Source organism: Paenibacillus senegalensis JC66, from assembly GCF_000285515.1.
GTDB classification, from domain to species: domain Bacteria; phylum Bacillota; class Bacilli; order Paenibacillales; family NBRC-103111; genus Paenibacillus_L; species Paenibacillus_L senegalensis.
In genome coordinates this window covers 707,789-730,069 of the sequence record NZ_HE610957.1, presented here as the reverse complement: position 1 = coordinate 730,069, position 22,281 = coordinate 707,789, and the positions used below count along the sequence as shown (strand labels likewise).

23 protein-coding genes are annotated in these 22,281 nt (G+C 48.7%); all 23 read left to right on the top strand.

Annotated features, from left to right (window positions below; translation table 11 throughout):
* Positions 1-2 precede the first annotated feature (2 nt).
* Positions 3-2,033: a flagellar biosynthesis protein FlhA gene (gene flhA / locus PSHG_RS03505; protein ID WP_010269527.1), complete on the top strand. Its 2,031-nt coding sequence runs from the start codon at positions 3-5 to the stop codon at positions 2,031-2,033.
* Positions 2,030-3,274 (top strand): flagellar biosynthesis protein FlhF, encoded by a 1,245-nt coding sequence (flhF, locus tag PSHG_RS03500; RefSeq protein WP_010269524.1) that lies wholly within the window; start codon positions 2,030-2,032, stop codon positions 3,272-3,274. Before flhA ends, flhF begins: the two co-directional genes overlap by 4 nt.
* Entirely contained in the window at positions 3,267-4,187 is a 921-nt protein-coding gene (locus tag PSHG_RS03495; RefSeq protein ID WP_010269521.1) for a MinD/ParA family protein, read from the top strand. Before flhF ends, PSHG_RS03495 begins: the two co-directional genes overlap by 8 nt.
* A 21-nt stretch (positions 4,188-4,208) precedes the next feature.
* Entirely contained in the window at positions 4,209-5,309 is a 1,101-nt protein-coding gene (locus tag PSHG_RS03490) for a protein-glutamate methylesterase/protein-glutamine glutaminase (protein WP_010269516.1), read from the top strand.
* 47 nt (positions 5,310-5,356) lie between these two features.
* Complete coding sequence (locus PSHG_RS03485) at positions 5,357-7,426, top strand: chemotaxis protein CheA (RefSeq protein WP_010269514.1); 2,070 nt, start codon at positions 5,357-5,359, stop codon at positions 7,424-7,426.
* A 25-nt stretch (positions 7,427-7,451) separates the two neighbouring features.
* Positions 7,452-7,913 (top strand): chemotaxis protein CheW, encoded by a 462-nt coding sequence (locus tag PSHG_RS03480; RefSeq protein ID WP_010269513.1) that lies wholly within the window; start codon positions 7,452-7,454, stop codon positions 7,911-7,913.
* 2 nt (positions 7,914-7,915) lie between these two features.
* Positions 7,916-8,536 (top strand): chemotaxis protein CheC, encoded by a 621-nt coding sequence (locus PSHG_RS03475; RefSeq protein WP_010269510.1) that lies wholly within the window; start codon positions 7,916-7,918, stop codon positions 8,534-8,536.
* Positions 8,533-9,021: a chemotaxis protein CheD gene (locus PSHG_RS03470; RefSeq protein WP_010269507.1), complete on the top strand. Its 489-nt coding sequence runs from the start codon at positions 8,533-8,535 to the stop codon at positions 9,019-9,021. The genes PSHG_RS03475 and PSHG_RS03470 overlap by 4 nt, the downstream gene beginning before the upstream one ends.
* Positions 9,022-9,459 (top strand): hypothetical protein, encoded by a 438-nt coding sequence (locus PSHG_RS03465; protein ID WP_010269504.1) that lies wholly within the window; start codon positions 9,022-9,024, stop codon positions 9,457-9,459.
* An 18-nt stretch (positions 9,460-9,477) separates the two neighbouring features.
* The gene (locus PSHG_RS03460; RefSeq protein ID WP_010269501.1) at positions 9,478-10,266 is read left to right on the top strand and encodes a FliA/WhiG family RNA polymerase sigma factor; all 789 of its coding nucleotides are present in this window, start codon (positions 9,478-9,480) and stop codon (positions 10,264-10,266) included.
* 15 nt (positions 10,267-10,281) lie between these two features.
* Positions 10,282-11,691 (top strand): FapA family protein, encoded by a 1,410-nt coding sequence (locus tag PSHG_RS03455; RefSeq protein ID WP_010269497.1) that lies wholly within the window; start codon positions 10,282-10,284, stop codon positions 11,689-11,691.
* 36 nt (positions 11,692-11,727) lie between these two features.
* Complete coding sequence (locus PSHG_RS26505; RefSeq protein WP_010269494.1) at positions 11,728-12,051, top strand: hypothetical protein; 324 nt, start codon at positions 11,728-11,730, stop codon at positions 12,049-12,051.
* 53 nt (positions 12,052-12,104) lie between these two features.
* Positions 12,105-12,686, top strand: a complete 582-nt coding sequence (locus PSHG_RS03445) for a DUF6115 domain-containing protein (protein ID WP_148497627.1) — start codon at positions 12,105-12,107, stop codon at positions 12,684-12,686.
* Positions 12,683-13,249 (top strand): hypothetical protein, encoded by a 567-nt coding sequence (locus PSHG_RS03440; protein ID WP_010269486.1) that lies wholly within the window; start codon positions 12,683-12,685, stop codon positions 13,247-13,249. The genes PSHG_RS03445 and PSHG_RS03440 overlap by 4 nt, the downstream gene beginning before the upstream one ends.
* 292 nt (positions 13,250-13,541) lie before the next feature.
* Positions 13,542-14,240, top strand: coding sequence for a 30S ribosomal protein S2 (rpsB, locus tag PSHG_RS03435; RefSeq protein WP_010269484.1), 699 nt, complete (start codon positions 13,542-13,544; stop codon positions 14,238-14,240).
* Positions 14,241-14,423: 183 nt separating this feature from the next.
* Positions 14,424-15,077: a translation elongation factor Ts gene (tsf, locus tag PSHG_RS03430; RefSeq protein ID WP_010269481.1), complete on the top strand. Its 654-nt coding sequence runs from the start codon at positions 14,424-14,426 to the stop codon at positions 15,075-15,077.
* A gap of 143 nt (positions 15,078-15,220) precedes the next feature.
* Positions 15,221-15,946, top strand: coding sequence for a UMP kinase (pyrH, locus tag PSHG_RS03425; protein WP_010269477.1), 726 nt, complete (start codon positions 15,221-15,223; stop codon positions 15,944-15,946).
* 1 nt (position 15,947) lies between these two features.
* On the top strand, positions 15,948-16,502 hold the full coding sequence (gene frr, locus PSHG_RS03420; protein WP_010269474.1) for a ribosome recycling factor: 555 nt from the start codon (positions 15,948-15,950) through the stop codon (positions 16,500-16,502).
* A 78-nt stretch (positions 16,503-16,580) separates the two neighbouring features.
* Positions 16,581-17,345, top strand: a complete 765-nt coding sequence (locus tag PSHG_RS03415; protein WP_010269472.1) for an isoprenyl transferase — start codon at positions 16,581-16,583, stop codon at positions 17,343-17,345.
* A gap of 22 nt (positions 17,346-17,367) precedes the next feature.
* Positions 17,368-18,162 (top strand): phosphatidate cytidylyltransferase, encoded by a 795-nt coding sequence (locus PSHG_RS03410; RefSeq protein ID WP_010269469.1) that lies wholly within the window; start codon positions 17,368-17,370, stop codon positions 18,160-18,162.
* A gap of 14 nt (positions 18,163-18,176) precedes the next feature.
* Entirely contained in the window at positions 18,177-19,325 is a 1,149-nt protein-coding gene (locus PSHG_RS03405; protein ID WP_010269467.1) for a 1-deoxy-D-xylulose-5-phosphate reductoisomerase, read from the top strand.
* A gap of 121 nt (positions 19,326-19,446) precedes the next feature.
* The gene (gene rseP, locus PSHG_RS03400) at positions 19,447-20,706 is read left to right on the top strand and encodes an RIP metalloprotease RseP (protein WP_010269465.1); all 1,260 of its coding nucleotides are present in this window, start codon (positions 19,447-19,449) and stop codon (positions 20,704-20,706) included.
* 86 nt (positions 20,707-20,792) lie between these two features.
* On the top strand, positions 20,793-22,241 hold the full coding sequence (proS, locus tag PSHG_RS03395; RefSeq protein WP_010269463.1) for a proline--tRNA ligase: 1,449 nt from the start codon (positions 20,793-20,795) through the stop codon (positions 22,239-22,241).
* Positions 22,242-22,281 lie beyond the last annotated feature (40 nt).

Below are 22,281 nucleotides of genomic sequence, written 5' to 3'. Positions count from 1 at the left end.
CAGTGAAAGTTCGGGATTTGTTTATTCTAATCGGAATCATCGGAATTGTCATGATTATGGTTATTCCGATTCCCATTCCTTTGCTAGATATCCTCCTAATTATTAATATCACACTGGCGCTAACCGTTTTACTGGTAGCTATGAACACAAAGGAAGCTCTGCAATTTTCTATTTTCCCTTCCTTATTGTTAATTACAACTCTGTATCGGTTGTCTTTGAACATATCAACGACCCGAATCATTTTATCTGAAGCAAGAGCGGGTGACGTTGTTGATACTTTCGGTAATTTTGTGTCGGGAAATAACGTTGTGGTTGGGCTGGTCGTGTTTTTAATTCTCGTCATTGTCCAGTTCATTGTCATCACTAAAGGGTCGGAGCGTGTAGCTGAAGTAGCTGCGCGGTTTACGCTGGATGCCATGCCAGGGAAGCAAATGAGTATTGATGCTGACCTAAATGCCGGTTTGATCAATGAAAGCCAGGCGAGGGAAAGGCGTCAAAAAATTGAGCGCGAAGCGGACTTCTATGGGGCAATGGATGGTGCGAGTAAATTTGTAAAGGGGGATGCCATCGCCGGAATTATCATTTTAATAGTCAATTTACTTGGCGGATTGATTATTGGAATGATGTATCACGGGATGTCGATTGCCGAGGCTGCCGAAGTGTTCTCGCGGTTAACGATCGGGGACGGATTAGTCAGTCAAATACCCGCTCTTTTGATCTCGACATCTGCAGGAATTATTGTGACTCGATCCGCTTCTGAGGGCAATCTGGCATCGGATTTATCGGGTCAGCTGCTTAATTATCCTAAACTGTTATACATCGTAGCCGGCACCCTGTTTGTTCTGGGGCTGACACCTATCGGGCTGCTGTCCACACTGCCTATCGCCCTCGTGCTAGTGATCGCTGCCTACCAGATGCAAAAAAATATGCAGCGCAAGCAAGTTGAAGAGCAGCAATTCGAAGAGGAACAGCAAATTGAAGAAGTGCGCAGTCCTGAAAGTGTCATCAGCTTGCTGCAGATCGATCCCATCGAGTTTGAATTCGGCTACGGTCTCATACCGCTGGCCGATGCTCAGCAAGGCGGCGACCTGCTAGACCGCATTATTTTGATCAGAAGGCAGTGTGCCCTAGAACTAGGCATCGTCGTCCCGGTGATTCGCATCCGTGACAATATTCAATTAAAGCCCAATGAATATGTAATCAAAATCAAAGGCAATATTGTAGCCCGCGGCGACCTGCTTCTCAACCATTACCTGGCGATGAGCCCGGGGGTAGAGGATCATACCGTATCGGGAATTGAAACGACGGAGCCCGCTTTCGGCCTTCCTGCCTGGTGGATAGATGAGGAAATGAAAGAGCGCGCCGAGTTGTCCGGCTATACGGTAGTTGATCCTCCTTCGGTTGTTGCCACCCATCTAACCGAAATCATTAAGAAGCATGCTTACGAATTGCTTGGACGCCAAGAAACGAAAGCATTGATTGACAATGTAAGGGAAACTTACCCTGCACTCGTTGATGATCTTATTCCTAATGTCCTGTCTATTGGAGATGTGCAGAAGGTGTTGGTGAAGCTGCTGCGGGAGAAAATTTCGGTACGTGATCTTGTGACTATACTCGAAACGTTAGCAGACTATGGAATGTACACAAAGGACCCCGATATTCTGACTGAGTATGTTAGACAGTCGCTATCCAGACAGATCACACAGCAATATTCCCACGAAGAGGATTCCATGAAAGTGATAACTGTGGGGCCTTCCCTTGAGAAGAAAATTGCGGAGTCTGTACAGCAGAGCGAGCAGGGCTCCTATCTCGCTCTGGATCCTACAGCGTCACAAATGATCTATCATCGGGTAAATGAGCAGGTTAACAAAGCTGTGCAATCCGGGCAGCAGCCCATTATTTTAACCTCACCAACGATACGCATGTATTTACGTCAACTGCTGGAAAGAACACTGCAGGATATACCGGTGCTTTCATACAGCGAGCTGGAGCCTAATGTAGAAATTCAGAGCGTGGGAGTGGTCAACATATGAAGGTGAAGAGATACGTCGTTGATTCCATGCCGGAAGCAATGAGCAAAATTCGCGGGGATTTAGGTAACGATGCGGTCATCCTCAATACGAAAGAGATTCGCCAAGGGGGATTATGGGGCTGGTTCGGCAGCAAAAAAATCGAGGTGATAGCGGCTGCCGATACGGTTCAGGCCACACCTCCTATGCCAGGGAATCGTGGCACTGCCGCTTTCGGGACGGAGGGCTCGCTTGCGCTCCAGCTCTCCAATTCAGAGCCTGCATCCCGGGTAAATGCATTCCCCGTGAATCATGCTCAGCCGGCTGCCAAGAGAGAGGCTTCCGCCCCTGTACCGCAGAAAGCTAATTCCTACCCGGAAGCTCAGCAGCAGCAAACAGCGCTTTATGATGAAATCAGGCAGATGAAACGGCTGGTGCAGCAATTGGCAGAGGCAACGCAGATTGAGCCGGAGCCTTCAGAAGCTTGGCTGGCTATAAAAACACGGCTGCTTGCGCAGGATATGAAGCCGGAGCTGGTCGAGGAAATCATGGAGCCCTTAAAGGAGCAGGAGGCAGATCAGTCAGAAGAGGAGCACAGCGTCCGGATTAAGGTGGAGGAGAAGCTAATCTCGTTATTGGAAAGACCGGGCAGCAAGGCTGTTGAACCGGATACGCAAGTCGTCCATCTTGTCGGACCTACCGGGGTAGGGAAAACAACGACCATTGCCAAGCTGGCGGCGGAGCAAGTTCTGAAGCATAAAAGGAAGGTAGGGCTCATTACTACCGATACGTATCGCATTTCCGCCGTAGAGCAGCTAAAAACTTATGCGACCATTCTGAACGTCCCGTTAGAGGTTGTTTTCTCTCCAGGGGATATGGAAAAGGCGTATGAGCAGTTAAAAGACAAGGACATTATTTTTGTCGATACAGCCGGCAGAAATTATCGCAATGAAATGTACGTTTCTGAATTGAACTCTCTTCTCAAGACAAAAGGGAAATGCGAAACGATTCTGGTTTTGGGCTTAACTGCGAAATATAAGGATATGCAGGTGATTACCTCCCATTTTCTAAATTTCAAGCTGGATAAGGTATTGTTCACCAAATGGGATGAAACCGAATCGTACGGTGCCGTCGTGAATTTAATCAGTGAGTTTCCGCTGAAGCTGTCTTACCTGACATACGGCCAGAATGTACCTGAAGATATCGAGGTTGCAAATGAGCGCAAAATCGTCGCAAGGCTGTTGGGGGAAGCAGAGAATGGATGATCAGGCGCAAGTATTGCGAAGGCTGATGGAAAAAAAATCGTATATTCCTGAAAATCCCCCCAAAAGCACCCGCATCATTACGGTAACGAGCGGCAAGGGCGGTGTTGGCAAATCGAATTTTACTCTGAATTTTGCCCTTGCCTTGCAGGAGATGGGATATCGCGTATTGATTCTGGATGCGGATCTGGGGCTGGCTAATCTGGATGTGCTGATGGGGATCCGCCCCAAGTACAATTTGTATCACATGTTAACAAAGCGGATTTCCGTTTGGGATATTATCCATGAAAGTCATGGTATTCAGTTGATAGCAGGCGGCTCCGGACTATCCGAGCTGGTTGCGATGACCGAGAAGGAGCAGGACCGGTTCGCTGAGCAAATTAGTCTGCTGCATGGACATGTAGATTTTTTGCTGCTGGATACGGGAGCGGGTATATCCGAACAGACGCTTCACTTCGTTTGGTCTTCGGATGAAACGATAGTGGTCACGACACCAGAGCCCACGGCGATAACAGATGCCTATGCGCTGATTAAATCGGCAGCCTTTGGAGAAGGAGCAGCGGCGACAAGCCTTCCATCTATCCGGCTGGTTATCAATCGGATAACCGCCGAGAAGGAAGGCAGGCAGACTGGTGACAAGATGCATTTGGCTGCGAGACGTTTTTTGCAGATGGAGCTGCCCGTTCTCGGATGTGTGGCCGATGATCCATCTGTTGTGAAAGCGGTGAAGCTTCAAACGCCATTGCTGAAGGCTTTCCCTAACAGCAGAGCGGCCAAAAATATTAAGGATCTTGCACTCCGATATACCTCCGCGGCGGGGGCTCACGCTCAAGATAAGCCGCTTCCGGGAGTCAAGGGATTTTTGCAATCGATGATGACCTGGATGAAGGGAGCGGACGGAAATAAGCTGCGGTGATGGACAGAAGGAGGGGGAGACATGCGGGTATGGCGGGTGCTTGTCGTTGACGACTCCATATTTATGCGCAAAATTATTACCGATTTATTGACGAGTCATGCTCAAATAGAGGTGATCGGTGCTGCAGTGAATGGGTTGGATGCTATCGAGCAAGTGCAAAGGTTAAAGCCTGATGTCATAACGATGGATGTGGAAATGCCTGGCATGAATGGTCTCCAGGCGCTGCAAAAAATTATGGAAATACAGCCTACACCGGTGGTCATGTTGAGCAGCCTGACCCATGAAGGCGCGATGGAAACTATTAAGGCACTGGAGTGGGGAGCCGTTGATTTTGTTGCCAAGCCATCCGGCTCCCTGTCCCTGGACTTATATAAGGTCAAACAGGATCTTCTTAGCAAAGTGATAGGTGCCGCACAAGTCCAGGTGAAGAAAATTCATACTGGACCGGCCTTGCAGCCAAAGCGAATACCTGTTTCATCAGCGGAGAAGCAAACAGCTGCCGCGGTATCCCCGGTTGAAACAAAGCATCAGCCGGCAGACCTATTCAAACATTTGATCGCCATAGGGACGTCGACAGGAGGACCAAGAGCTCTGCAGCAGGTGTTAGGCGGACTTCCGGCCGATTTTCCAGCTCCCATAGTAGTCGTGCAGCATATGCCGCCGGTATTTACGAAATCGCTCAGCCAGCGCCTGGATGCAAACTCATCCATAACGGTCGTGGAGGCCAGCGACGGGATGTTAATAGAGGCCGGCACCGCTTATATTGCGGCCGGCGGGTTTCATTTGAAAGTCCTTAAGCAATCGTCCGGGCGGTACAAGCTGAGCTTAACCCAAGAGAGTCCGCGGTCGGGACATCGCCCGTCAGTCGATGTGCTGTTCGATTCACTGGTTTCCTGCAAGGAGCTGAGAAGACATGCCGTACTGATGACGGGAATGGGAAGTGATGGTGCTAAAGGAATGCTGGCCTTAAAGCAATCCGGGGCGGAGTCGCTGATTGCCGAGTCCCAACAAACCTGTGTCGTGTATGGAATGCCGCGAGCTGCGGTGGAATTGGGAGCAACTACTCATGTGCTTAGGGTCCAGCATATTGCCCAAACCTTAAATGCGCTTGTGCAAAGCTAACTTGCGAATTCCATTCACAAACGGTTAAACAATGGAGGTGCAACGTATTGGATGTAAATCAATATTTATCTGTATTTATCGATGAATCTAGAGAGCATCTGCAGGCCATGAATGATCAATTACTCGAATTAGAGCAGCAGCCGGAGGATATTTCTATCGTCCAAACGATTTTTCGCTCGGCACACACCCTCAAAGGCATGTCGGCCACGATGGGGTTTGAGGACATTGCTTCTTTGACCCATGAGATGGAGAACGTGCTGGATATGATCCGCAATGAAAAGCTGTCTATGAACGAAGCAATTTTTGAGGTGCTGTTTCAGGCCGCAGATGCGCTAGAGGCGATGGTAGAAGATATCGTTGAAGGCGGCAGCGGAACATCTGATGTTCAATCTTTGATCGCCGTACTTCAGCAAATAGTCGGTGGCGGAGAGCCGGTTGCGGCAAAGGGAGAGGTGCATCAGACATTGTCACTGGATGAATTCCAGTTGTCTGTTATGCAGCAGTCAATCGCCGCCGGAATGAAGGTGTACCAAATCGAGGTAACGCTTCGCGAGGACTGTGTGCTCAAGGCCGCACGATGCTTTATGGTATTCGGAATCTTGGAGAACAGCGGAGAAGTTGTTGGAAGCGAGCCTAGTGTAGAAGACATCGAACAGGAAAAGTTTGAACAGAAATTTACTGTTTATTTGGTAAGCGAGAGGGATGCTGCCGAGCTGCGCTCGGAAATAGCGAACGTATCCGAAGTCGAGCAGGTCATTCTAGTAAGTGTGACGGAGGAGATGCTGATCCAGGTCAAGGAAGGCCGCAGAGAAGCGGCGGCTGCCAATGCGGCGGCAGCGGTGCAAAGTGAGGAAAAGGCTGCTGCAGGAGCAGTTGGCTCACCCGCCGGCAAAATCCAAAAGACCCAGAAGGATGAGCAGGCGACAGACCGCAAGAATAAAGCGCGAAATGCCAGGGCCTCATCGGCTAACCGCACGATCCGGGTAGATATAGAACGCTTGGACGTGCTGATGAATCTGTTCAGCGAGCTGTTGATTGATCGCGTACGGCTCGAACAGCTTGCAGCGGAAATTGGCAGGGCGGAGCTGTCCGATACGGTCGAACATATGGCCAGAGTTAGCGCTGATTTACAAAACATCGTATTGAAGCTCCGTATGGTTCAGGTAGATACCGTGTTTAACCGCTTTCCACGCATGATCCGCGACATTGCGAAATCTTTGGACAAGAAGGTAGAGCTTGTTATTACAGGCGCAGATACGGAGCTGGATCGCACCGTCATTGATGAGATTGGAGATCCTTTGGTTCATCTGCTGCGCAATGCTATCGACCATGGCCTGGAAGCAACGAACGAACGGATAGCAGCCGGCAAGCCGGAAACAGGGACTATTCAGTTAAGCGCCTTTCACAGCGGCAGCCATGTATTTATTGAGATTGAGGATGACGGCAAAGGAATTAATCGAGACAAGGTGCTGGCTACCGCGATCAAACGCAATGTAATCAGTGAAGAGCAGGCAGAGAAGCTTAGTGACGAGGAAGTGTTCCGTTTGCTGTTCGCCTCGGGCTTCAGTACCGCTGAGCAAATTTCAGATCTATCGGGCCGCGGCGTTGGTTTAGATGTAGTGAAATCCAAAATCGAATCGCTTGGCGGGCAGGTTAGTGTTACTTCCAGATTAGGGCGGGGAACCAAGTTTTCCGTACAGCTTCCTCTTACTCTCTCGATCATTTCAGCGATGCTCGTCCGCATAGGGGTAGAGAAATTTGCGCTGCCTATCAGTTCAATTGTGGAAACGGCCATCGTCTCCCGCAAAGAAATCCGCAAGGTACACGGCAATCAGCTCGTTCCTTACCGAGATCATGTCATACCGGTTATTTTCCTGGATGAGGTACTGGACATCCCTGTGCATGAGGTATCGGCAGACCCTACCTTGGAAATGGTTGTGATTCGCAAAGGAGAGAAGCTTGCCGCTGTTGTTGTCGATGAATTTATTGGTCAACAGGATATTGTGCTGAAATCACTGGGACAATACCTGACTCAATTGTTTGCTGTGTCGGGAGCCACAATATTAGGGGATGGGCAGGTCGCATTAATTTTGGAACCGAACGATTTAATCAAATAGTCATCTTAATGGGGAGGTTGTCGAAATGGCAGAGGATTTAAAAGTGATTGTTTTTGCTCTGGGAAGCGAAAATTACGGTGTCGATGTGGATAAGGTTAAAACCATTGAACGAATGCTGCCCATAACGCGAGTGCCGAAAACACCGCCTTTTGTTAAAGGGGTCATCAATCTAAGAGGTGTTGTTACGCCTGTTATCGATCTGCGCAGCAGATTCGGCTTGGAAGAAAGAGAGTACAGTGAGCAAACTCGGATTATTATTGTCGCTTATCAAGAGATGGAGGTCGGTCTTATCGTCGACTCTGCCAATGATGTCATGGATGTAGAAGGCAATGCGGTAAAAGAGCCCCCGGAAATTGTCGGCGGAATTAAAGCCAAGTATTTGGATGGCATAGCCAAAATCGATGAAGAAAAGCTGCTGGTGCTTTTGAATTTGAAAGAAGTGCTGAATCGGGATGAAATTATCCAACTGGAGAGATTCGAGGTCTAGTGATGAGCTTTATCAATCGCCTGGCAGATTTTCAGATGGACGTTCTTAAGGAAGTTGGCAATATCGGTGCCGGACATGCGGCGACCGCTTTGTCCACTTTATTGAACAAACCCGTCGATATGAGTGTTCCGGCAGTCAAAATCGTATCATTTGAAGAAATATCCGCAAGCGTTGGAGGTCCCGAGCAGCCCGTTGTCGCCGTGTTTTTAAGAGTGGATGGAGAATGCTCAGGAAGTCTGTTCCTGCTGTTTGCGGAGACTTCCGCACGCGTGCTCATGAACCTTCTATTAAATAAGGAAGAAGGCGGGGAAGGAGAGTTTACGGAGATGGAGCTTTCCGTTTTGCTTGAGATCGGCAACATTCTTGCCGGGTCTTACTTATCTTCCTTATCAGAGCTGACCGGGATTCAGCTTTCACCCTCGGTTCCTTCTCTAGCCATTGACATGGCAGGTGCTATTCTCAGCTTCGGGGTGCTTTCCTATGGAGAGATGGGAGATCAGGCTTTATTTATCGATACCGTGTTTTTGGAAGGCGGACATCAGCTTGAGGGCAGTTTTTTCTTTATCCCCGACCCGCATACCTTTTCTCATTTGTTCCAGGCACTGGGAGTACCTGGCTTATGAAGGTGCTCATTAAGGTAGGGATGGCGGACTTGAACGTAGCCGGCCGTGAGGAAAGCTTAAGATCGACCGGTCTGGGCTCTTGCGTAGGGGTGGCTTTGTTCGACCCAAGGGTGAAAGTGGCTGGACTTGCGCATGTTATGCTGCCTCAATCCAGCATTGCGGTGGGCAAAGAGATCAACAAGGCCAAATTTGCAGATACGGCCATCCCGGAGCTGATCCGCTTAATGCAAGAGAAAGGCGCCAAGGCGGAATGCATGGTTGGGAAGCTGGCTGGCGGCTCGCAAATGTTCACATTAGGCAATAGGGAAGATACGATCCGCATCGGTCCCAGAAATGTAGAAACCTGCAAAGCTATATTACAGCAGTATGGGATACCTATCACGGCAGAGGATACGGGAGGAAATTATGGCAGGACAATTGAGCTTGACGGTTCCACGGGAATTCTTCATATCCGAAGTGTTCAACACGGAAGCAGGGAGATTTAAATGATCGGATCCATCCGTTGGAACTTATATATAGGTGCAGCGGCAGCAGTGATCACGTTGCTTTCTTCTTTTTCCAACAATATTTTAACTACTACTTTATTGCGGAGTCTCTATAGCTTTTTATTTTTGTTTGCAATTATGTTTGCATTCCGCTGGTTTATCGGAATGCTGATCGAGTGGAACAGTATGAAACGGGCAGGCTCTGCTGAAGATTCTGCAGGAAAGGGCCAGGCGATTGATTTTACAACACCGGCTGACGAATCGTATTCAAGTACAAGCGATTCCAAGCATGTTTCCGAAGAAAGCCAGGCAATAGAAACCGGCAGACAGGAGGAATCAGGAGATTTCTCTCCGCTGGACCCGCCGAAGCTGACCACCAAAAAGGAGTCTTCTGCTGAAGAAATGGCACAAGCGCTGCGTCATCTTTCAGAAAAATAAGGAAGGTGAATTCAAGTCATGGCACTTCAAAAACAAGCTTCTCATTTATCCAATATGGAAACATGGAGACAATGGAAGGAAGAGAAATCGCCCGAGGCGAGGAAACAACTGCTGGAGAACTATCTTCCACTGGTAGATTACGTGTCTAACCGTTTGGCCAACGGGATGCCGCACAATGTGACCAAGGATGATTTGGCTAGTCATGGAATACTTGGATTAATGGACGCGATCGATAAATTTGACTATTTACGAGGGCTTCAGTTCGAAACCTATGCCTCTTGGAGAATTCGGGGTGCGATTATAGACGGGCTGCGCCAGGGAGATTGGGTTCCACGATCGGTTAGAGAGAAGGCAAAGAAGATTGAAGATGCTTACCAGAAGCTGGAGCAGCAATATTTGCGGTCGGTGACGGATGAAGAGATCAGCCGTTATCTGCAAGTTTCGGAGCATGAGTTCCAAACGATGCTTCAGGATATTACACTGACTACTCTATGTTCTATTGACGAGCCAATTAAAGAAGAAGACTCCGAGACCAGACTATCTCTTTTAATTGATGAAAAGAGCAAAAACCCTGAATATAAAGTGAACGAAATTTTTTTGAAAGAGAGTCTTGCCAAAGCTATTGATCGGTTGACTGAGAAAGAAAGAACAGTCGTCTCGTTGTTTTATTATGAAGACCTTTCATTAAGCGAGATTGCAGAAGTGATGTCTTTATCTCCTTCGAGAATTTCCCAGCTGCATTCCAAAGCCATACTGCGGCTTAGAGGCTCTCTTGGACGATTTAAAATGCAATTATTGAATGAATAGAAGGGATGAGGCCGTATGAACTCATCTTTCGATGGTACTCCATGGCGTATCGAAGTATCTATCTCTTCAGACAAGCTGGAAGCGTACATGGATTTCACTCGATGTGAGGAAACCTTGGAGTGCAGTGTTGATCAGCTGGAAGCGCTTCTGCGCAGCAAGTCGGTCGTATATGGTATCGATTTTGAGCAGCTCGCCCGCATAGCTGCCGATCCCAGGTCATTTCTATCCTCCAAAGTTCCTGTTGCTTTTGGCGAGAAGCCGCAACCGGGAACAGACGGTACGGTAAAGACTACGGTCCAAACTGTTAACAATCGCAAACCTGTGGAGCGGGAGGATGGAAAGGTTGATTATAGAGAAGTCAATACCATGACTAACGTCAAAAAGGGAGAGCGGCTTGCCTTCAGGATCCCGCCGACTGCGGGTGTTCCGGGAAAAACGGTGACTGGAGACAAAATTCAAGCAAAGAACGGGAAGGACGTACGCTTCAAGGTTGGCAAGAATGTGGTGGCCGATGAGGAAAATTTGAATCTATATTCGTTAATTGATGGGGTTGTCAGCATTACAGACAATGGCAAAATCAATGTGTTCCCAATATTTGAAGTGAACGGCGATGTGGATTACAGTATTGGAAATCTTGATTTCGTAGGCACTATCGTGATCCGCGGGAACGTGCTTACCGGGTTTAAAGTGAAGGCTGCCGGTGATATCCGGATCACAGGCGGAGTAGAAGGCGCTGAGCTTGAAGCCGGCGGCTCCATTGTGATTCAGGGTGGAGTGCTGGGCCATAACAAGGGAGTGGTCCGGGCCGGCGGCTCCATTCGCTGCGCATTTGTCCAGGAAGGGCATCTGGATGCAGGTGAGGATGTTGTGATCTCGCAAAGCATCATGCATTCCACGGTGAAGGCGGGGCGGCGAGTGGTCTGCGTCCAGTCAAAGGGGCTGATTGTCGGCGGGAAAATTCAAGCGCGTGAAAGTGTTGCCGCAAGAATTATTGGCAATGCCATATCGACCGGGACCATTATAGAAGTTGGCGTGCTGCCCGAGCTTCGCTCTGAGCTTGCCAATTTAAAAGTGAAAAACAGAAGCTTGGCTGACCATTTGCAAAAAACAGAAAAAGCGTTAAACCTTCTCGACCAGGTTGCCTTGTCAGGCAATCTGTCGTCCGACAAACTGGCCATGCGCATAAAGCTTAATCATACTAAGAAACAATCCTTGGATGAGCAGGAGCAAATACGTGAACGAATTCTGCAGCTTGAAAAATCGCTGGAAGACACGGATAAGGCACGAGTAGAGGTCAATTCCACTATTTACGGGGGAACCCAGCTAGTGCTGGGACGATACCACAGAATGATCAAAGACCCGCTGCAGAAGGTATATTTTCGCATTGAAGGCGGAGATGTCGCTATGTTTCCTCTTTATCCCTGATTGCGGAGCTATTCTTTTCTGCAGGAGGCGAAAGATATGGGCTTTCATTCAATAGATATGCAGCAAGCATTGCACAGAAATCATGATGCTGGTCAGCAGCAGCGGGAATTGCAGCAGAGGCCGATTATGGAGCAAGCGCAGCTCGCCGATCAGACGGCTCGGCTGGCTCAAGCAGAAAGGCACAAAACAACACAGGCTGCTCGATCTAAGGAAGCGGATAACCGTAACCAGGAACATCGAAAGAAGAGAAAAACAGCCGAGCACGGGAAAAACCAAGCAAAGCTGGCCAGTTCATCTGAAGCCAGTCAGCGTCCTGCCCATCCCCCGGCCAAGGGCCGTTACATTGATGTTCAATTATAATGGGTTTCATTTCTTCCTTATCCGAAAAAAAGCAGCTTGAGAAAGGTGAAATTATGGATCAGCCTTGGATCTATCTCGTATTGGTTGGCATCGCCATCATCGTTATGGCCCGATCATTGCCGCAGCAGACCGGTTCGGGCCAGCAAGAGTCTCTGCCGAAGGAAATTGAGGAAACCTTGACTCTGTTTGCAGCAGAAATGGAACAGGACAATGAAAAGCTGCTGCAAACGATTGCCGGGACTAAAAGTGAACAGCAGCAGCATATTCGCGATCTTCAGCTGAAATTGGAGCAGCTGCAGGCCTCCCATGCAAAGCTTGAAAGCAAAGTGGAGTATTTGACGGGCCGAATGGACACCCCTGAAGGCATCGCCAGTCCGGCCATGCTCGCACGTGAGACCCCTGCTCCGGGAAATGCTGACCCTAACTCATCCGGTATGGTGATACACGCTGCAGACGCTGCCGGTTCTGGAGCAGAGGATAAACAGCCTGACGCTATTCGAACAAGATATGCCGAGCTGTTTGCGTTGAGGGAACAAGGAAAATCCGTGGAGAATATTGCTCGAAAGCTGGGCATGAATAAAGGGGAAGTGGACCTTATCATCCAGTTGGCCAAACGGGAGGAAAGCGCATCATGAGCATATGGAAACAGCGTTTCTTTTGGACGGGACTGGGCAGTGGAATAATCGCCGGTGCGCTGCTGCTGCAGCTGATGACGGCCGCGAATAGCCTGCGGCAGCAGGAAAATACGGCACCAGATCTACTGTCTGAGATTCAGAGCTGGAATGAGGAAACGTGGCGGGCTTATGCGGAGCAAGCAGGCTACACTCTTCAGCCGTCGGATACGGTGTCATATTCCCAATCTGAACTGGACGCGGAGATCGAAGCGGCGATAAAAGCGTACAAGGAAGAGATGGCTGCACAGACGGAGAGCGGAGAATCTGACCCATCCACAGAAAACCAGCCTGATCCTGCGCGCGAAGCAGCGGAGCCGGCCATCGTTCAAGTTGGCATCCGCAGTGGAGTTTTAGCTTCTGAAGTAGCGGATTTATTATTCGAACTTGATATTATTGCGGATCGCGATCTGTTCGAACAAAGGATGAAGGATCGGCGGTTAACCCCCAACATACGTACTGGGACGTATGACATTGCGCAAGGAGAAGATATCGACACCATTATCGATCTAATTACGTTTCCCTGACAGGCAGATTTGTCCGAATACGACAAACCTGCCTTTGTTTTCTTCTGAATAAGGAAATACCGTTTAAGAAATGATTAGCTAAAAGGCTTAAACCAGCGTTTTGCGGCGCGAAAAAAGGACGCCGGATTCAGTTGCATAGCCTAATCGATTATGGTATATTTATTGACGGTGTTAAAAAGAACACACGTCTGGTGATCCGGTTAAGGGTGCTCTTTCAGTAGAAGGAGTCTTGTCCGGAGACGACCCGGGCGGAGGGCTTTACCAAAAACCATTTTAGAGGAGGTGTGTGAAGATGGCAGTTATCTCCATGAAACAGCTTCTGGAGGCGGGTGTTCACTTTGGTCACCAAACACGTCGCTGGAACCCGAAAATGGACAAATACATCTTCACGGAAAGAAACGGAATTTACATTATCGACCTGCAAAAAACAGTTAAGAAGGTAGAAGAGGCTTACAACTTTGTGAAGTCTGTTGCTGCTGAAGGCGGTACCTTCATGTTTGTGGGAACAAAGAAACAAGCTCAAGACTCGGTTAAGGAAGAGGCTGAGCGCTGCGGCATGTTCTACATTAACCAACGCTGGTTGGGTGGAACATTAACGAATTTCCAAACTATCCAGAAGCGGATTGACCGCTTGCACGAGCTGGAAAAATGGGAAGAAGACGGCACTTTTGAAGTGCTTCCTAAAAAAGAAGTTATCTTGCTCCGCAAAGAGAAAGAGCGTCTTGAAAAGTTCTTGGGCGGAATCAAACATATGAAAGGGCTGCCTAGCGCCCTGTTCGTAATCGACCCTCGCAAGGAGCGGATTGCTGTTGCGGAAGCCCGCAAGCTGGGAATCCCGATCGTGGGAATTGTCGATACGAACTGCGACCCGGATGAAATCGATTATGTCATTCCTGGTAATGATGATGCTATCCGTGCGGTTAAGCTGCTTACTGCAAAAATGGCCGAAGCCATTATCGAGGCTAACCAAGGCGAGCAAACGACTGCATAATCTAATACAAATTGAAAAAGGGTGGGTTGAAGGTGTAAGAACCTATCGCCGCCCTTTTTTTCACCACAAAACCTAAAAACAGATGCTTGACCACGGCCGGCATCTTGGCTTCCATACATATGGGCGCGGGCCTGGCTAATGGAATTTAATCGAAGCTCTTAATATTGAATAGGAGGAAATGATATGGCCGTAACGGCAGCAATGGTTAAAGAACTGCGTGAAAAAACAGGGGCGGGAATGCTCGATTGCAAGAAAGCTTTGGAAGAGGCTAACGGTGATATTACAAAAGCTTCCCAGATTCTTCGGGAAAAAGGCTTGGCTGCTGCTGCGAACAAAGCAGGGCGGGCTGCTACCGAAGGCTCGGTTCAATCTTATATTCATGCTGGTGGACGCGTAGGCGTTCTGGTCGAAGTAAACTGCGAAACAGATTTTGTGGCTAACACGGATGACTTCAAAGACTTTGTTAAAGACGTAGCTATGCAAATCGCTGCAGCAAACCCTAAATACGTTAGCCGCGAAGAAGTACCACAAGAAGTAATCGCTAAAGAAAAAGAAATTTTGAGAACCCAGGCTTTGAACGAAGGAAAACCTGAAAACATCGTAGACCGTATGGTGGAAGGCCGCATCAACAAATATTACGAAGAGTTTTGTTTGCTTGAGCAATCCTTTATTAAAGACCCGGACAAAACCGTTTCCGCTCTGTTGAACGAAAAAATCAGCAAAATTGGCGAGAACATTTCGATCCGCCGCTTTGCTCGTTTTGAACTGGGTGAAGGGCTCGAGAAGAAACAAGATAACTTCGTGGAAGAAGTTATGTCCCAAGCGAAATTGCAATAGTGATTGGCTTCAATTGTCGGAACACCACTCGTGTTCCTTCTTTTTTAAGCTTTCCGGACAGTCGCTGGTTCCAGCTAAGGCTGGGACCGGCGCGCCGGAGCTAAAAGCCGCTCACATTCTATTTTCAACTGGAGGGACTAATATTGAACGAACCGACCTTTAAGCGAATTGTTTTGAAACTTAGTGGAGAAGCTCTGGCTGGTCAGCAAGGGTACGGAATTGATTCTGCGATGATTTCTTCCATTGCTGAGCAGGTGAAATCCATCCACGAGCTGAATGTGGAAGTAGCTATTGTAGTGGGCGGCGGAAACATTTGGAGAGGCATTGCCGGCAGTGCCAAAGGGATTGACAGAGCAACCGCAGATTATATGGGGATGCTTGCCACTGTGATGAACTCTCTTGCGCTTCAGGACGCTTTGGAGAATGTTGGCGTACCTACCCGTGTGCAAACATCTATCGCTATGCAGCAGGTTGCCGAGCCTTACATCAGACGCAGGGCGATTCGTCACTTGGAAAAAGGAAGAGTGGTTATTTTCGCCGCAGGCACCGGCAACCCTTACTTCTCAACAGATACAACAGCGGCATTACGCGCTGCCGAGATTGAAGCAGAGGTTATCCTCATGGCAAAAAATAAAGTGGATGGGGTTTACTCTGCAGATCCTTTTGTCGATAAAAATGCAGTGAAATATGATACGTTGACTTACTTGGAAGTCATCAGCAATAACCTGGGCGTTATGGATACAACAGCGTCTTCCCTATGCATGGACAATAACATCCCGCTGATTGTCTTCTCTATTACAGATGATCAAAACATTAAGCGAGTGGTGCTTGGTGAAAAAATCGGTACCTTGGTGAAAGGAAGTGTATAGCATGCCTCAGACGATCAAAAAAAATGCGGAAGACCGCATGGAAAAAGCGATTGCTGCGCTGCAAAAGGAGCTGGCTTCCCTGCGTGCAGGGCGGGCTACCCCGGCTCTTCTCGACCGCGTGCTGGTGGAATACTACGGAACGATGACGCCGGTCAACCAGCTGGCTAACATTACAACTCCGGATGCCCGTTCCCTGTACATTCAGCCATGGGACAAAAGCTCGATAGGCGCTATTGAGAAAGCGATCATGAAATCGGAGCTCGGGTTAACTCCTTCTAATGACGGCAGCGCTATTCGGATTGTGCTTCCTGCTTTGACTGAAGAAAGAAGAGCGGACCTGGTGAAAATGACCCGTAAATACGGCGAAGAAGCAAAGGTTGCGATCAGAAATATACGCAGAGATGCTAATGATGAGATCAAAAAAAGAGAGAAAACAGATATTTCTGAGGATGAATCCCGCCGGCATCAGGATGATATTCAAAAGCTGACTGACAAGTATGTAGCTGAAGTCGATAAGATTTTAGCTGTGAAAGAAAAAGATATAACCGAAGTGTAACCGACTGTCCATGTACCCCCTTGGTGGAGGGGGCTTTTGGTTTTTACGGTTTTCTAATCCTTTATGGAGGAAATAAGCATGTCACTGAAGAAAACTTGGTTTGGCAGAAAAAAACGGATTGACAGTCCAGAGCAGTTGATGCACGGTCAAATCCCTCAGCATGTTGCTGTCATTATGGATGGCAATGGCAGATGGGCCAGTAAACGGGGGTTGCCAAGAGTCGCCGGGCATCATTCCGGAATGAAGAATGTCAAGAAAATTACAATTGCTGCCGACGAACTTGGAATTAAGATATTGACGTTGTATGCTTTTTCTACTGAAAATTGGAAGAGGCCAAAGGATGAAGTCGATTATATCATGGGACTTCCTGTCGAATTTTTCCCGCTTGAGATCGAGGAACTGGTGCAAAAAAATGTGCATATTCGGATGACTGGCTGGAAAGAAGGCGTTCCTCCGCACACGCTGGAAGCGGTTGAGAACGCCATCGAACGGACACGTCATAATACAGGTCTCATTTTGAATTTTGCCTTTAACTATGGGAGTCGTAAAGAAATGACGGAAGCGCTCCGCGGAATCGCCCGCGACGTCAAACAAGGAGTGCTTGACCCCGAACAAATTGATGAGCAGGAATATGCCAAACGGCTTAAAACCTCCGATCTTCCTGATCCCGATTTGCTCATTCGCACAAGCGGTGAGCTGAGAATCAGTAATTTTATGCTGTGGCAGCTGGCGTATACGGAACTGTTTTTTACAGATTTGTATTGGCCGGAATTTACGGAAGGCCATTTTTATGAAGCAATATATGAATATCAGCAGCGAATTCGCAGATATGGGGGATTGTAGTTAAAGGGCTGGGGGATGAGCTATGAAAAAAAGACTGTTGACGGGTGTTGTCGCAGGGGCCTTATTTCTGGCAATGCTCACGTTGGGAAGATACTGGTTTGCCGTAACCATTACAGTCATGGCCTGGATTGGCTTTGAGGAATTCATGCGTATGTTCAAATTAACAAAAGTACGTCTGTTGATGTGGACAGGGCGAATTTTTTTACTGCTCTACGTTTTCGTATGGAATATAGGGGAAACCCGACTTAGCGCCAATTTTTCTGTCCTTGTGTGGACTCTGCTTCTGCTATTATTAGTTTATACCGTTGTTTCCAAAAACCGCACAACGATTGAACATGCCGCTTTTACATTCATTGGGCTCATTTATATTGGCTTCGGCTTCCACTATATGATTTTCTCGAGGAATGTGGAGGAAGGATTATACTGGACATTATTGATTTTTGTTTGTATTTGGGCAGCGGATTCCGGGGCTTATTTTTCGGGACGTATTTTCGGCCGGCGCAAGCTTTGGCCGCAGATCAGTCCTAACAAAACGGTGGAGGGAGCCATCGGCGGGATCGCTCTTTCCATCATAGCTGCTATTGGATTTGCCATTTACAATCCGGAATTGCTCTCTGCCGGCTATGCAATTCTGCTGGGAGCCGTGATTTCCGTAGTTGGACAAGCGGGCGATTTGATCCAATCCGCATACAAACGAGTTAAGAATATTAAAGATACTGGCCAGCTGCTGCCCGGTCACGGCGGAGTGCTGGACCGGACCGATAGTTGGTTAATCGTATTCCCGTTCGTTTATCTGTTTTCTCTTATCCCATACTAACGGGAGGAACCTTGATGACACAAAAAATAGCGATTCTAGGCTCAACCGGGTCCATCGGAACGCAGACCTTGGATGTGATTAAGCATAATCCGGACAGCTTTCGGGTAGAGGCGCTGGCAGCGGGCGAGAATTTGACGCTGTTGGCCGAGCAAATACATACGTTCAAACCGAAGAAGGTATCGGTGGCTACAAGGGATTTGGCTGAACAATTGGGGCTGATGGTTAATGAGCCTGTGGACATTTTATACGGACCGGAAGGATTGGCGGAGGTTGCTGCTGCAACCGAGGCGGATACGGTCGTGACTGCTGTAGTAGGCAGCCAAGGCTTAGGTCCAACCTTGCAGGCGATCGAAGCTGGCAAGACGATAGCCATTGCGAACAAGGAGACGCTTGTCAGTGCGGGCCATTTGGTTACGCAGGCTGCCGCCAAGCACGGTGTCAGCTTGCTGCCCGTGGACAGCGAGCATTCGGCCATCTTTCAGTGCTTGAATGGAGAAGAGCGTGCCGCTGTGGCAAAAATTATTTTAACGGCTTCCGGCGGCTCTTTCCGTGACAAGACGCGAGAGGAGCTTGAAGGCGTTACTGTAGAGGATGCTCTAAAGCATCCGAATTGGGCGATGGGCGCCAAAATTACGATCGATTCCGCTACTATGGCCAATAAAGGCTTGGAAGTGATTGAGGCGCATTGGCTGTACTCCATTGATTATGATCGACTGGAAGTACTGCTGCACCCGGAGAGCATTATCCATTCTATGGTACAGTTTGTAGATCACAGCGTGATTGCCCAGCTCGGCAATCCGGACATGAGAGTCCCGATTCAATATGCTCTTTCTTATCCAAACAGAAAGCCTACTCCAACCGAGCCGCTCGATCTGATCAAAATTGGCACACTGCATTTTAAAGAAATGGATTTGCAAAGATTTCCTTGTCTGGCTATGGCGATCGCAGCCGGACGAGCAGGCGGCTCGGTTCCGGCGGTATATAATGCAGCTAACGAAGTCGCCGTTGCGAGATTTCTGGCAGGCTCCATTACTTTCTTGCAGATCGAGGAAACTATCGACAGAGTTTTGGACGCGCATGAGGCTGTTCGTGATCCGAATTTGGATGAGGTGCTCGCCTGTGATCAATGGGCGAGAGAAACCGCACACAATCTTGTTTTTTGACATGCGCAGCGAGTATAAGACATGGATTTGTACATATATTGTCTATAACGGTGACAGCTTGTATTGGAAAAGCAAAACATGTTAATCTTAGAAACATACCGTTAGCTGGGAGGAACTAAGATTGTCGTACGTACAAATCGGATTGCAAATTGTGCTTATGTTCTTTGTGTTGGTCACGCTGCATGAGTGGGGTCATTTTTATTTTGCAAAACGGGCAGGAATTCTGGTCAGGGAATTTGCGATCGGATTCGGCCCCAAACTGGTATCTTTTAGACGCAATGAAACGAAATACACGCTGCGCCTGCTGCCGATAGGCGGATTTGTAAGAATGGCTGGCGAGGATCCGGAAATTGTAGAAGTAACCAAAGGCCAGACGATCGGGCTTACTATTGAAAACGGACAGGTTACCCATATTTATCTGGACAAGTTGGATCAGCGTTCGGATATCATTCTTGGTGAGGTCGCCGAGATTGATATGGAAAGAGAGCTGTTCGTAGAGCTGGCCGCAGAAGGTGACAAAATCCGCTATCCTATTCATCCGCAAGCTATGCTTGTAGCGAGAGGACAGGAGACGCAGATTGCTCCCTGGGATCGCCAGTTTAACAGCAAGCCGGTGAGAAAGCGGGCGATGGCGATTTTTGCCGGACCGCTGATGAACTTTATTTTAGCTTTCGTTTTATTTCTCACCTTTATGTTTCTTAATGGTAAGCCGGTGAACGTGACGATTGGCGAGATTGTACCGGGTTCACCAGCGGAGGCCGCAGAGCTGCAGGCCGGAGATGTGATTGTGCGGGTGAATGGGGAAACGATCGGCATTGAACGGGATCGAATCATGACGTTGATCAGCGAAAATGCGGGTCAGCCCATGACCTGGATCATTGAACGCGACCAGGAGCAGCTGCAGAAAGTGGTGACGCCGCGAACCGAGGACAGCCAAGGAGCTTTGGTCGGGGTAACGCTTGCCTTCGGCACACAGGGCATATCGCTTGGCGAGGCGCTGCCTGGAGCCTGGGACAACATGGTGATGGCCACTGAGCAGATTTTGACCGGCTTTAAGATGCTTCTTTTCGGTCAATTTACATTCGATGATCTTGGCGGCCCGGTGCGTATTGTTGAAGTGAGCGGTGAGTATGCGGCAGCTGGAATCGCACCCATGGTGTTCTGGTCTGCTTTGCTTAGCTTGTATTTGGGGATTTTCAATTTGCTGCCGATTCCGGCATTGGACGGAAGCCGCCTGGTGTTTTTGGGCATTGAAGCGATCCGCAGAAAACCGGTAGATCCGAACCGCGAAAGTCTGGTGCATTTCATCGGCTTTGCCATGCTAATGCTGCTTATGATTGCTGTAACGTATAACGATATTGTCAGATTGATCAAAGGGTGAACGAACGCTTAAACATTATCTCTTAAATCCTAGATGGAATGTTCAGTTTAGCAATAGTTCGCCAGTGAGTTGGGGTGGAGGTAAATATGGCTGAAGACAAACAATTTGTCAAAGAAATTACGCCGCAAAGCGAGGATTTTTCGCGCTGGTATCTCGATGTGATTCGCAAGGCGGATTTAATGAGTTATTCTCCTGTCCGGGGCTGTATCGTTTTTAAGCCGGACAGTTATGAAATTTGGGAGCTTTGCCAGCGTGAGCTGGATGCCCGGTTCAAGGAGACGGGACATCGCAACGCATATTTCCCCCTGCTTATTCCCGAGAGCTTCTTTCAAAAAGAAAAGGAGCACGTTGAGGGCTTTAATCCCGAGCTTCCGTGGGTAACCGAAGCGGCGGGGGAGAAGCTGGAAGAACGTCTCGCGATCCGGCCGACCTCGGAAACGATGTTTGGCCATATGTATGCGGAATGGATTCATTCCTATAGAGATCTGCCTTTGAAAATCAACCAATGGGCGAATGTGGTGCGCTGGGAAAAGAGGACGCAGCCATTCCTTAGAACGAGCGAGTTTTTATGGCAGGAAGGTCATACCGCTCATGAAGATGAAGAGGATGCGCGTAAGGAAACGATGCAAATGCTCGAGATTTATAAGACGTTTGTGGAGGATTTCCTGGCCATTCCGGTTATAGCGGGCAAGAAAACCCCTTCGGAAAAATTCGCGGGGGCAGTCGATACGTTCTCCATTGAAGCTATGATGAAGGACGGCAAGGCGGTACAAGCGGGAACTTCGCATTATATGGGGACGAATTTCGCAGTAGCCTTCGATATTAAATATTTAGACCGCGATAACCAGCAGCAGTTTGTGCACACGACATCTTGGGGGGTGACCACCAGACTTATCGGTGCGATGATCATGGTTCACGGCGATGATCGGGGATTGGTTCTGCCGCCCAAGGTAGCCCCAACTCAAGTTGTCATCATCCCGATCGGGCCGCCCAAGACACGGGATCAGGTGCTGGCGCGGACTAGTGAGATAGCGCAAGAGCTGAAGCAGGCGGGTATTCGCCTAAAAGTTGACGACCGTCCCGATCAAAGTCCAGGCTGGAAATTCAATGAGTACGAGATGCGCGGGATTCCCGTTCGCATTGAACTCGGTCCGCGAGACATGGAGAAGGGACAAGCAGTCCTGGTTTCCCGGGTTAGCGGTGAGAAAAAAATCGTTGATCAAAGCAATCTGGTAGCAGAGGTTCAGCAAATGCTGGAGGATAATCAACGGCAAATGTTCGAGAAGGCGAAGGCTTTCCGCGACAGCAACTTTGCCGCAGTTGATGATCTTGCCCAGATGAAGCAATTTTTGGAGCAGCAGCGCGGATTCGTATGGGCAGGCTGGTGCGGTTCCGCAGCATGTGAGGCCCAAGTGAAAGAAGAAACAGGTGCGACAAGCCGGAACATCCCGTTCGAGGTGCCGGAGGAAAAACCTGTATGTGTTGTCTGCCAAGAAAAAGCCCAACATACGGTTGTCTTTGGAAGGGCATATTAGCTACAATAAAAGGGCAGTGGGTTAACACTCATTGCCCTTT